Origin of the sequence: Bacillus arachidis (assembly GCF_030285945.1) — a bacterium.
Lineage (GTDB): Bacteria > Bacillota > Bacilli > Bacillales > Bacillaceae_G > Bacillus_A > Bacillus_A arachidis.
This window is the reverse complement of record NZ_CP127376.1, coordinates 395,580-407,969: the sequence shown is the minus strand read 5'-3', so window position 1 is coordinate 407,969 and position 12,390 is coordinate 395,580. Positions and strand designations below refer to the sequence as shown.

Here is a 12,390-nt window from a genome sequence, read left to right as displayed (position 1 = left end):
TTTCAACCCTCCAATTGATTTCATTTTCACAAAAGTTTATAAAGTAATACTTCCTGTAATCAATCCGTAAATCGCAAAAAATGCTAAGGCACCAATAGCTACAGAAGATGCCAGTTCCACACGAGTAAATATTTGTTTTGGATTCGTTTGCTTTTGAACATTGTAAAAGATGAAAATACCTGGCGCATATAATGTCATTGTTAGTAATAAATAATCTAAACCCGCTGCATACACTAACCAAACTCCATAAATACTTGCCACCAAACCAATGATTATATTTTTTGTTCGATCTTTTTCTTCAGATTGTAAACTATACTTAAATTGATAGAATGCTGACAAAGCATAAGGAATTAAAATAGCCGAGGAAGCAAGAGAAAATGCAAAGTTATATGCTTGATCTGAAACAACAAATGTTAATAAGAAAACTTGAATTAAGCCATTTGTTATCCATAATGAATTTACAGGAGCTTTGTTTTTATTTTCTTTCGCAAACCACTTTGGAAACACTCCGTCTTTAGCAGCTAAATACGGAATTTCAGATGCAAGTAAAGTCCATCCTAGCCAAGCACCTAATACAGAAATAACTAAACCTAAGTTAATAAAGATAGCGCCCCATTTTCCGACAACACTTTCAAATAAATACGCCATAGCTGGGTTTTTTAGATTCGCAACATCTGCTTGTTGCATAAGTCCAAGTGATAATAATGTAAGTAAAATATAAATGATAAGTGTGCCAATTAATCCGATAACAGTTGCTTTCCCAACATCACTTCGGCTTTTAGCACGACTGGATAAGACAACAGCCCCTTCTACACCGATAAATACCCAAAGAGTTACAAGCATTGTACTCTTAACTTGGCTTCCTACCGCTCCCCAAGAAAAAGAACCTGCTTGGCCCCAAAATCCATCTAAGAAAATATCAATATGAAAAGCGAAAATACCCACCACAATAAATACAAATACAGGCACTAATTTTGCAATTGTTGTGACTAAATTTACTAGTGCTGCTGATTGTACACCGCGTAAAATTAGCATGTGAACACACCATAGCAATACGCTCGCTCCGATAATCGATGCTACATTTTGTCCACCTTCAAAAACCGGAAAAAAATATCCAAGTGAAGAAAATAGCAATGTACCGTAAGCTACATTACCAAGCCAAGCAGACAGCCAATACCCCCACGCACTATTGAATCCCATAAAATTACCAAATCCTGCTTTTGCATAACTAAAGATACCGCCATCTAAATCTGGTCTTTTTACCGTTAAATTTTGAAATGATAATCCAAGAGCAATCATCCCGATTCCCGTTATCACCCAACCGATAATAATAGCCCCGGAGCCAGCACCTTTTGCCATATCGCTTGCTAAGTTAAATGCCCCACCACCTATCATGGAACCAACAACAAGAGCTGTTAAAGTAAATAATCCTAATTTCTTTTCTTCACCCATTACACTCACCTCTCTTTAATTGCAATAAGAATAAACTCAATAGTGAATGATAGTGTCTAAAGGAGTAAAGAAGGAAGGAAGGAAGGAAGATCTCCTTCCTTCTTTACTCCATATTTCCTAGAGTAGCAGCCATAACCGCTTTAATTGTATGCATTCTATTTTCTGCTTGATCAAATACTTTTGAATGCTTACTGCGGAATACTTCGTCACTTACCTCCATTTCTTTTAATCCATATTTTTCATATATATCTTCCCCATACGCTGTTTCTACATCATGGAATGCAGGTAAACAATGTAAGAACATCACATTATCATTTCCAGTCTTTCTAATCATCTCCATATTTACTTGATAAGGTGCCAATAGTTCAATACGTTCAGCAAATTTGTCTTCTTCTCCCATTGATACCCATACATCTGTATAAATTACGTCTGCACCGGCAACGGCTTCATCTACATTACTTGTTACCATAACTTGATCATTATATTTTTTAGCTGTATCGATTATTTCTTGTGCTGGGAATAATGATTCTGGCGTACAAATACATACGTTCATCCCTACAATCGCTCCGCCAACTAACAAGCTATTTGCTACGTTGTTCCGTCCGTCTCCAACGTATACAAGCTTAACATCTTTTAAACGTCCGACATGCTCTTTAATTGTTAACAAATCTGCAAGTGTTTGGGTTGGATGCCACATATCTGTTAAACCGTTCCATACAGGTACACCGGAGTTTTCAGCTAAAGATTCCACTGTTGCATGAGCGAAACCACGGAACTCAATTCCGTCAAACATACGTCCTAAAACTTTTGCTGTATCTTCAACTGATTCTTTCTTCCCAAGCTGAATATCATTTTTACCTAGGTATTCAGGATTTGCCCCTAAATCCGTACATGCCACCGTAAATGCACACCGTGTACGAGTGGAAGTTTTTTCAAATAAAAGGGCTACATTTTTACCTTCTAAATAACGATGCGGAATACCATTTTTCTTTTTCTCTTTTAATTCTGCTGCTAAATCTAGAAAATATAACATTTCTTCCTCTGTAAAATCTTTTTCCGCAAGAAAACTTCTTCCTTTTAAGTTTGGTTTAGTCATCAACATGATTCATCCCTACTTTCTCCGTTATTTATACTAAATGTCTTTTCGAACAATCGGCATACTCATGCAACGTGGACCCCCACGACCGCGTGATAATTCCGAACTTAATACTTCAATAACTTCTATACCATGTTCACGTAATAAAGCATTTGATACATAGTTGCGATCATATGTAACAACTACTCCCGGCGCAATCGCCAATGTATTAGATCCATCGTTCCATTGTTCACGAGCAGAAGCAATCACATCTCCTCCTCCGCAAGGGATAAGTACTAATTCACTTAAACCTAACACTTCTTTTAACGCTTCAGTTAAAGATGTACGATGTGTAATTTTAAGAGTTTCTTCATCCTGTCCTTTTTCTAAAATATATATATTCATATTTCCTTTTGGTCCTTGGATAGCTGGGTGAATTGTAAATTTATCATAATCGACCATTGTAAATACTGTATCTAAATGCATAAATGCACGACATTTTGGGATTTCTATTGCTAGCACTTTCTTAATTTTATTTTGACGGCTAAATAAATTCTTAGCTAAACGCTCAATTGCTTTAGCTGAAGTACGAGCAGATACTCCAATTGCAATTGTTTCCTCATTTAAGATGAGCTCGTCGCCGCCTTCAATTGGAAACTTATAATCACGATCTAACCAAACTGGCACATCATGACTTGCAAATCGTGGATGATGTTTAATGATATATTCCATAAACAATGATTCACGTCTCCGTGCTGGTTCTCTCATTTTGTTAATTGTTAAACCGTCACCTATACTAGCTGCTGGGTCACGAGTAAAATATAAATTTGGCATTGGATCTAAATAAAATGGATAATGATCTTCCATTAATTCATACAGGTGCGTTTTTTTACTAGTTTCAATTTCGTTTTTACGTACGCCCCCCATAATTTTCTGAATCAATTCTTCATTTGAAAAGGAAAGTAAATATTCTTTTAAAGTTTGATGTGCAACATTTACGTCAGCCTGTCCTTCTTTTAAAATACGATCAACAAATTCTTCACGAAGTTTTTTATCAACTAACGCCTCAGCTGCTAGTTTTTCTAAATAAAGAACTTCAACACCCCGATTGCGTAATGTTTGTGCAAAATAATCATGTTCTTTTTGAATAATTGGTAAATATGGGATATCGTCAAATAATAATTGTTGCAAATAATCTGGCGTTAAGTTTTCCACTTCTTTACCTGGACGTTTTAATAAAACCGTTTGTAATTCCCCAATTTCTGAAGTAACATGTATCGGATGTTTCATTTGTTGTACCTCCTTTTAAATTTGTTTGATGTCTACAAGTACATAATAAACGGTACGTGCTTCCCTCTTTGTGAAAACGCTAACACTATCAAGTTAAATATTTCACAAGTTATTTTTTAAAATAATATATATTTGTATTTTTATAAGGTTTTTCGCTCCCTATTTTGTAAAACAGCTATATATTACGCATATATAGTGAATATCGATTTCCCTAATTTATATTAAAATCCTAAAAAAAGTCCTGTTTCTAGTAACAATTAGAAACAGGACTTTCACCTACATAATTAATTTCAACCTTTCTTCTAAAACTTTCCTATCCGATTCTGATTGAGAAATTACAAGGCATGTATCATTTCCACATATACATCCTACTTTTTCTTTCCAATCTAAAGAATCTAATAAGGCACCGATAACGTGAGCATTACCAGGTAACGTTTTAATAACCGTTAATTGATCTACATAATCAATCTTTACGACAACTTCTCTTAACTTTTTCTTTAACTTCGTATCAGTTTGTAAATTATCCTCTGAGAAAACCTTATATATAGTTAAACCGTTTGAAGAAGTTGCCTTTATTAAATTTAATTCACGAATATCTCGCGAAATAGTGGCCTGTGTAACTAACACACCATGCTCTTCTAATAATTCTACTAATCTCTCTTGTGTATCTATTTCATACTCTCTTACCAATTGTTTTATTAGCCGTTGTCTTTTTTCCTTTTTCATAAAAGACACCCTTTCAAATATTATAACTTTATTATATCTTGCTATAATTTCCATTCGAAAGAGACAAGGGTAAATGTTGCGGAAACGTTCATAGTTTTTAATCTTTATCCAAAGTATTATTTTCTAGAATATAAAGATACAAAACCCAGTATGTACACCTTTTCGTTGCGCTTCCTCTACAATAGCAAATATATCTGCATACGAATGACCAGCACCAATGATTGTATTGCCTTCATAATATTTATTTTCTATCTATAGTGTAAACACTCCTAAACAAGCTTTCTCATACAATAGTAAAAACCAATCTTATATGGAAAGGAACAATATAATGACAAAAACAAAATTAACAGGGCGCATTGTAACTCCAGAAGATCCTGAGTATGATGTAGCCCGCATAAACTTAAATTTAAGTATTCCAAAACTCCCCTGCATAATTGTCTTCTGTCAAAATACTCAAGATGTATGCAATGCCTTGAAGTGGGCCCGTGAACGTCATATACCATTTCGTATACGAAGTGGTCGCCATAGCTATGAAAATTTTTCTCTTTTGAATCGTGGACTTATTATTGATGTAAGTGAAATGAATCGAATTATAGTCCAGCAAGACAGCTTGACAGCAACCATTGGAGCTGGAGCGAATCTTGGTGCTGTTTATAAAGAGCTGTGGAAATATGGCGTCACATTACCAGCCGGCACCAGTGCTAGCGTTGGAATTGTTGGATTAACACTTGGCGGTGGCATTGGTATGTTATCACGTTTATTTGGATTAACTTGTGATCAACTACTAGAAATAGAAATGGTGCAAGCAGTCGGTAAATCTGGAGCGAAATCTATTCGTGCCAGCGAAAGAGAAAACGCTGATTTATTTTGGGCATGCCGCGGTGGTGGCGGTGGGAACTTCGGAATTGTTACATCTTTAACATTTCGTGTTCATCCTATTCAAAACGTCTCTATTTTTTCACTCACTTGGGAATGGAAAGACTTTATTACCGCATTTCAAGCTTGGCAAAACTGGGCACCTTATATAGACGAGCGTCTTACTTCATCTATTGAATTATTTTCTAAACAGAGAAATAAAATTAAAGTGCAAGGGGAATATGTTGGTCATCCTTCTGAACTCCTCGATTTATTGGCACCTTTATTACAAGCTGGAACCCCTTCTCTGTTCATAGAAGAAGTCCCTTATATACAAGCAGTTGAATTCTTTAATAGTGGTAACATCCCAGAAAAATTCAAACGTTCTGGTTCTTATGTATATAAGACGATTCCACTTAAAGGTATTCAAGTTCTAAAACATTTTCTTAGTCATGCCCCAAACCCTTCAACCAGCGTTTGGCATCAATCACTGATAGGAACTGTAGAAGACATTGCTCCTAGTGAAACAGCTTATTTCCATCGAAAGGCAATTATTGCTCAAGAATACCTTACTTCTTGGAAATGCGACAATGAGGAACAACAAAATATACGTTGGATTAAAAATTTACGAAATGCTATGGCACCTTATACATTAGGTGATTATGTCAATTGGCCTGATATTGATATTACAGATTGGCAAAACACTTACTATGGCACCAACTTTACAAGGTTACGTAAAATAAAAACAGTATACGACCCTTGTAATGTTTTTCGATTCCCACAAAGTATCCCTCCCTTCCACAAATAAAACACACATTTTTATTTTCAACCTCTTTTTATCACCTTACTAGGAGTAATTCTCTTCCTAATTCCACGTCCCTCAGACAATGTTTTTCGCAAAAAATAAAGGGTTTTGGCACTTTATGACTAATAACAAAAATAAGAGACAACATTTGTAAAATACAAATTTGACTGGGGGATTGGTATGATTCAAGTTCAAAATCTAGTAAAATCATTTGGCTCATTAGACGTTTTAAAAGGAATTGATTTAGAAGTAAAAGAAAAAGAAGTTGTTGTTTTAATTGGCGCAAGCGGTTCAGGAAAAAGTACTTTACTTCGTTGCCTCAACTTTTTAGAAATGTACGATGAAGGATCGATTCATTTACAAGGTGAACGAATCGATCCCAAAAGTACAAATTTAAACAAAGTCCGCGAAAATGTTGGAATGGTATTTCAACATTTTAACCTCTTTCCACATATGACCTCATTAGAAAACATCATAGAAGCACCTATTCATGTGAAAAAAATAGACAAAACAAAAGCAAAAGAGATTGGTAATGACCTTTTAAAAAAGGTCGGATTACAAGACAAAGCAAACGTAACACCTCACCTTCTATCTGGTGGACAAAAGCAACGTATTGCAATCGCACGCGCACTTGCAATGAATCCAAAAATCATGCTATTTGATGAGCCTACATCAGCTCTTGATCCTGAACTTGTTGGAGAAGTACTCCAAGTTATGAAAGAGCTGGCTGGTGAAGGAATGACAATGGTAATCGTCACCCATGAAATGAACTTTGCACGAGATGTAGCAGATCGCGTCATTTTCATGGATGATGGACAAATTGTAGAGGATGCACTACCAGAACAATTTTTTTCAGCACCGTCAAACGAGAGAGCAAAACAGTTTTTACGAAACATTTTATAGAGATGGACTTCGCTCCCAACGAATACTTAAAGCATTAAAACTCATACGGGTAGCCTAAATTACCCCACCCTTAGAAACTTTCTATATAAAATACGAATACGGCGATGCAACCCGTATGTGCAGGATAAATATATAGGAGGGGTTTTGATGAAAAAGAAAATACTTACTGTTTTTGCAACAATTACACTATGTGTCTCTTTCATACTTGGAGCCTGTAGTAAGGAAACTTCAACAAATGAAGGGAACGAATTTCGTTATGCAATGAGCGGTTTATATAAACCTTTTAATTTCAAAGAAAATGACGGAAAACTAGTTGGCTTTGATGTCGAAATTGGTGAGGCACTCGCAAAGAAGATGGGAATGAAGCCTGTTCCAGTGACAAATCCTTGGGAAACATTAATTCAAGGTCTAAAAGCAAAAAAATATGACGTCATATTAGGAAGTATGGCAATTACAGAAGACCGCCTAAAAGCCGTTAATTTTACGAATCCATACTATCGCTCTGGTGCACAAATTTTCGTAGCTAAAAAGAACAATTCCATTTCTTCAGTAGAAGACTTAAAAGGAAAAAAAATCGGTGTTGTAAAAGCTAGTACATTTAAAACACTTGTGGAAAAACATACAGATCAAATCACTGAATACGACAGTGACATTACAGCTCTTATGGATTTAGAACCAGGCCGAGTAGATGCTGTTATTACGGATCAAATGGTTGGTCTTCGTATGATAAAAGAGGGAAAATCAAATATAAAAGAAGCTGGCAAACCATTAAATCTTGAGGAAATGGGAATTGCAATTCGTAAAGACGATAAAGAAATGGTGAAGAAAGTAAACAAAGCGTTGGAGGAAATTATTAAAGATGGCACATATGAAAAAATCAGTAAAAAATGGTTTGGAAAAAATATTCTTGGAGAAGAGGAAAAAACAAAATAAAAGGATGTGCCCTTCTAAAAAACAAATCATTTTTCATTCATAAGCGATGCCCCACCTCAGCCGTGGGGCATTCACATCTATTCCTTAAAATAAATTCTATATTGAGGTGACTCTAATGTTTGAAATTTTCATATCTACGTATCCAACACTTTTAAAGGCTGTTGGTATAACATTACAATTAACGTTAACTTCCTTACTACTCGGTTCATTAATCGGACTACTATTTGCCTTCTTTCGTATCTCTAATAATAAAGTATTAAATAGTATTGCACATGTTTATATTGCTATTATCCGTGGTACACCTTTAATCGTACAAATTGCTATTCTTTACTTCGGGATTACATCTATCATTGTCTTCACCCCTTTTTGGGCGGGGGCAATCGCTTTAGCTATTCATAATGGAGCATATATTACAGAAATTTTTCGTGGATCTATTCAATCCGTCGATCGTGGACAATTAGAAGCTGCCCGTTCCCTTGGAATGTCTTATCCACTTGCTATGCGGCGCATTATCTTACCACAAGCATTCCGGCTCTCTATTCCGCCCCTAGGAAACCAATTTATTATTGGGTTAAAGGATTCTTCACTTGTTGCCTATGTAGGTATGTCAGAATTATGGGGCTCTGGTCTCTCTATAGCAGCTGGTAATTTTCAACAATTAGAAACATATATTGTTGTTGGTATCTATTATCTTGCACTCGTACTTTTATTTACCTATCTCGTAAACCTCTTAGAAAAAAGGCTTCAACGTAAACAAAGTAATTCTTTGCACGTAAATAAAAAGAAAGAAAAAGCACTCTCTTTATAGGAAAAACCGCAAAAAATCTTTCATCTATTAGATTGAAAAAATGCATGAAAAGTTACTATTACATACAAAAAAACATGGCAAAATACAAAATAAAAAGCAAACTACTTTTTAGGTAGTTTGCTTTTTTATAGTTAAAGGGTTCTAAATAATCTACTCCACAATCATGGATTCACTTTTTTAATAGTTTCCTGCTCGTCTATATGCTCCTCACGATATGAAATATTATCAGGATCTAACCCATTCCCTAAAGAACCATAGAAATGTTCTTTATGAGGGTCAACTAATTCACTGCCTTGATAATATACACGAGGTGTGTTCCAAAGCGCTGCTAATGCTTTCGTCATCGGCATTTCATGATAACGCTCCGGCCACATTTCTTTAATTTTTTCTTTTACTAATGGGTAATACTTTGAACTCATAGCAGGGAACAAATGATGTTCCGTATGATATGAGAAATTAAAATGCAAAACATCAACCCAGCGCGGCACTGTTACAGATAAACAGTTAGCTAATGGATCATTTACAGGAACAATTGGATTTAAGCGGTGATTTGTTGCAATATATGCCATTACAATAAAGTTTGCAATTAATAATGGAATCACGTATGCAAATAACCACTTCGCAGGCCCCATAATAAATAATAAGCTAATCCAAACCGTCCACGGCAAGACAAGTTGAAGCCATACAGACTTCTGATTCGATGACTTAAACTCTTTTATAAAATGAAAGAACATACGAGTTGAATGTATTGTAAATTGAATTGTTAGTGACAGAAAACTGAAGAAAGAACGTACATGAAGTGGCATACGATACACCCATCTTAAAAATTTACTCTTCTTCATCTTTTCAAGTGTTGGCCACGCATCCGGGTCATGTTCCTCATGTTGTGTATGCACATGGTGCGTCGCATTATGCCACTTTCTCCATAGTTTCGGCCCTGTAGACAATGGCATAAATGCAATTGCCCCTAAAAAATCACGAAGCCATGCTTTTCTTACAACCGTTCCGTGCAAAATTTCATGTCCTAAAAATCCAAGTGAGGCAAAACATAATCCGAGAACAATTGCAATCCCAAGATTTGCCCACACATTCAAGTCAAATAAACCAATCGTTATTAACCCAGCTACCGCCACAAGTAAATAAGCCAGTCCACCAAATAAACGAGTTGGAACTGGTTTAAATGCTTTTTTTGGCAAATGCGGCGATACACGCGCTGCATACCATCCAAACGTATGAAGCTCCTTCATCCTTTTGCCCCTTTCTTATGCCGCGCTTACGCAACTTGCATAAATCAATTCTTGTTTCCAGATTGATAACACTAGGTAATTACAAAAAGCATTTATAATAAGCAAATCATACTCACTCATTTTCGCTTTTATTATCAATGAAAAACATTTCTCTTTTTACTCTTTATCAACCTTTCCACATGATGAATCATATCAATAGACTTTCTGTATTGTCAATAACTTTTATGACCTAGTAATAAAATGTGGTTGTATTTTCATAATAATATTTTATTTCACCAAAGGAAAAACATAGATTTCATAAGCTTTTATCCATTATATATATAAATACTTTCACATATACGAAAATCAGCTTCATACAAGAGTAGCTTATATGTGAGCATAAATAATCCTTTATAAAATTGGCCATCATTTAAAATATCTTTATGACAAAACACACATTTTAAATTATATCAAAATAATATTTTTGTTTTACAAATATTTAAAACTTATTCTTAACTGTACAGTATCCCTTCTTCTGAAGTAAAAGTAATCTACATGAATTTGATAAAAGTTGGAAAAATTAAGTAGTACATTATTTTAAAACAGGAGGATCATACGATGACAAACCATTCATTTCCCAAATTTCCAGAGCCATATTGGCGTGACTCTACTTCACTCCCTATTTTCCCCAAGTTATCCGAAAATATAAAAACAGAAGTCGCGATTATCGGCGCTGGAATTACAGGTATCACAACTGCTTATTTACTTGCAAAAGAGGGCTTGAAAGTTGTTTTAATCGATTCTGGAAATATTTTAAATGGAACGACAGGCCATACGACCGCAAAGATTACAGCACAACACGATCTCATTTATGATGAGCTAATTCATCATTTGGGGGCTGATCAAGCTCGCCTATACTATGAGGCAAATGAAAAAGCATTACAATTTATAAAAGAAACAGTTAAAACAAATAACATTGACTGTGATTTTACTGAAGAAGATGCCTACTTATATACAAACTGCAATGACGGATTACGGAAATTAACAAAAGAATACGAAGCTTATAAAAAGCTAAATATTCCTTGTGACTATGTAGAGTCCATTCCACTTCCGATCTCAGTTCAGGCGGCACTTGTTATGAAAAACCAAGCACAATTCCATCCTCTTCATTATTTAAAAAATCTAGTAGAACAGTTTATTGAAGCAGGTGGAACAATCTATGAACAAACCACTGCAATTGATATCGAAAAAGGTTTCTATCCACAAGTCATTACAAAAGATGGTCATCGCATTACATGTGGATATGTCGTTTCCTGTTCCCATTTTCCTTTCTATGATGCGAACAGCTTTTTCTTCGCAAGAATGTATGCAGAGCGTTCCTATGTTCTAGCAATCAAAGCGAAAAAAGATTATCCCGGAGGCATGTATTTAAGCATAGACAACCCTACACGCTCCTTACGCTACACAACAATGAATGGAGAAAAACTTATTCTTGTTGGTGGTGAAAGCCATAAAACAGGACAAGGAATCAATACAATGCTTCATTATGAAGCACTGTACTCTTTCGCAGAAGAAACATTTGGAATAGATGAAATTCCTTATAGATGGTCCACACAAGACTTAATTACTCTAGATAAACTTCCTTACATTGGGCATATCAATGAAAGGAATCCAAACATATTTGTTGCAACAGGCTATCGGAAATGGGGGATGACAACGGGAACCGCTGCAGCGCAGCTATTAAAAGCCTCGATTACAAAAACGGATAGTCCCTACAAAGAACTCTTTGCTCCATCACGATTCCATGCAGATTCAGATATAAAAACATTTGTTTCTCAAAATCTTGATGTGGCAAAACATTTAATTGAAGGCAAGCTAGAGTTTGCTTTGCGTAAACCAGAAGACCTTGAAAATGGCGAGGGTGCCGTTGTAAGAGTAAACGGAAAACGGGCAGGTGCTTATAAAGATGATGAAGGAAAACTACATATTGTTGATACGACATGTACACACCTTGGCTGTGAAGTAGAATGGAACGGCGGTGATTGTACGTGGGATTGTCCTTGTCACGGATCACGTTTTTCAATTGAAGGAGATGTGATTGAAGGGCCTGCGGATAAGCCATTAAAACGGGTTGATGGAGAATAAATTCCTGTAAGCTAAAATTGACTCATACAGAAAAACGTTTCTTTTTGTATGAGTCAATTTATTATGTAAGTACACTTATTTAAGCGAAACGTACATCAGTGGGGATTTACAGAGAGTTTATCTCCTACCTAATTCTCTAGCTCTCACTTTGTTTTGACATATCATCTAAAAA

The 12,390-nt window shown here is 35.5% G+C and carries 10 protein-coding genes; 5 read left to right on the top strand and 5 right to left on the bottom strand.

Annotated features, from left to right (window positions below):
- Nucleotides 1–36: 36 nt before the first annotated feature.
- The 4 genes from arcD to argR form a co-directional block, all read right to left on the bottom strand.
- Nucleotides 37–1,452, bottom strand: coding sequence for an arginine-ornithine antiporter (gene arcD / locus QRY57_RS03800; RefSeq protein ID WP_208018626.1), 1,416 nt, complete (start codon nt 1,450–1,452; stop codon nt 37–39).
- A 103-nt stretch (nt 1,453–1,555) separates the two neighbouring features.
- Nucleotides 1,556–2,554 carry an ornithine carbamoyltransferase gene (gene argF, locus QRY57_RS03795; RefSeq protein ID WP_090692504.1) on the bottom strand — a complete coding sequence of 333 codons (999 nt, stop codon included), beginning with the start codon at nt 2,552–2,554 and terminating at the stop codon, nt 1,556–1,558.
- 30 nt (nt 2,555–2,584) lie between these two features.
- Nucleotides 2,585–3,817: an arginine deiminase gene (gene arcA, locus QRY57_RS03790; protein ID WP_286016692.1), complete on the bottom strand. Its 1,233-nt coding sequence runs from the start codon at nt 3,815–3,817 to the stop codon at nt 2,585–2,587.
- Between the two features lie 276 nt (nt 3,818–4,093).
- Complete coding sequence (argR, locus tag QRY57_RS03785) at nt 4,094–4,543, bottom strand: arginine repressor (RefSeq protein WP_286016691.1); 450 nt, start codon at nt 4,541–4,543, stop codon at nt 4,094–4,096.
- Nucleotides 4,544–4,871: 328 nt separating this feature from the next.
- On the opposite strand from argR, the gene QRY57_RS03780 reads away from it, so the two are divergent.
- From QRY57_RS03780 to QRY57_RS03765, 4 genes are all read left to right on the top strand, one after another.
- Nucleotides 4,872–6,206 (top strand): FAD-binding oxidoreductase, encoded by a 1,335-nt coding sequence (locus tag QRY57_RS03780; protein ID WP_286016690.1) that lies wholly within the window; start codon nt 4,872–4,874, stop codon nt 6,204–6,206.
- Nucleotides 6,207–6,383: 177 nt separating this feature from the next.
- A complete protein-coding gene (locus tag QRY57_RS03775; RefSeq protein WP_286016689.1) occupies nt 6,384–7,106 on the top strand; it encodes an amino acid ABC transporter ATP-binding protein in 723 nt (240 codons plus the stop codon).
- A gap of 147 nt (nt 7,107–7,253) precedes the next feature.
- Nucleotides 7,254–8,039, top strand: a complete 786-nt coding sequence (locus QRY57_RS03770; RefSeq protein WP_026592577.1) for an ABC transporter substrate-binding protein — start codon at nt 7,254–7,256, stop codon at nt 8,037–8,039.
- Between the two features lie 115 nt (nt 8,040–8,154).
- Entirely contained in the window at nt 8,155–8,847 is a 693-nt protein-coding gene (locus tag QRY57_RS03765; protein WP_286016688.1) for an amino acid ABC transporter permease, read from the top strand.
- Between the two features lie 161 nt (nt 8,848–9,008).
- Here the strand turns inward: QRY57_RS03765 and desB are convergent, their stop codons facing one another.
- Nucleotides 9,009–10,094, bottom strand: a complete 1,086-nt coding sequence (gene desB / locus QRY57_RS03760; protein ID WP_026592579.1) for a Delta(10) desaturase DesB — start codon at nt 10,092–10,094, stop codon at nt 9,009–9,011.
- Nucleotides 10,095–10,691: 597 nt separating this feature from the next.
- Between desB and QRY57_RS03755 the strand changes: the two genes are divergently transcribed.
- A complete protein-coding gene (locus tag QRY57_RS03755; protein WP_286016687.1) occupies nt 10,692–12,218 on the top strand; it encodes an FAD-dependent oxidoreductase in 1,527 nt (508 codons plus the stop codon).
- The last annotated feature ends 172 nt before the right edge of the window (nt 12,219–12,390 follow it).

Coding starts and splice junctions, on each gene's coding strand:
- argR (WP_286016691.1), bottom strand. CDS start 4,543: ATGAAAAAGGAAAAAAGACAACGGCTAATAAAACAATTGGTAAGAGAG.
- QRY57_RS03780 (WP_286016690.1), top strand. CDS start 4,872: ATGACAAAAACAAAATTAACAGGGCGCATTGTAACTCCAGAAGATCCT.
- QRY57_RS03765 (WP_286016688.1), top strand. CDS start 8,155: ATGTTTGAAATTTTCATATCTACGTATCCAACACTTTTAAAGGCTGTT.
- arcA (WP_286016692.1), bottom strand. CDS start 3,817: ATGAAACATCCGATACATGTTACTTCAGAAATTGGGGAATTACAAACG.
- arcD (WP_208018626.1), bottom strand. CDS start 1,452: ATGGGTGAAGAAAAGAAATTAGGATTATTTACTTTAACAGCTCTTGTT.
- desB (WP_026592579.1), bottom strand. CDS start 10,094: ATGAAGGAGCTTCATACGTTTGGATGGTATGCAGCGCGTGTATCGCCG.
- QRY57_RS03775 (WP_286016689.1), top strand. CDS start 6,384: ATGATTCAAGTTCAAAATCTAGTAAAATCATTTGGCTCATTAGACGTT.
- QRY57_RS03770 (WP_026592577.1), top strand. CDS start 7,254: ATGAAAAAGAAAATACTTACTGTTTTTGCAACAATTACACTATGTGTC.
- QRY57_RS03755 (WP_286016687.1), top strand. CDS start 10,692: ATGACAAACCATTCATTTCCCAAATTTCCAGAGCCATATTGGCGTGAC.
- argF (WP_090692504.1), bottom strand. CDS start 2,554: ATGTTGATGACTAAACCAAACTTAAAAGGAAGAAGTTTTCTTGCGGAA.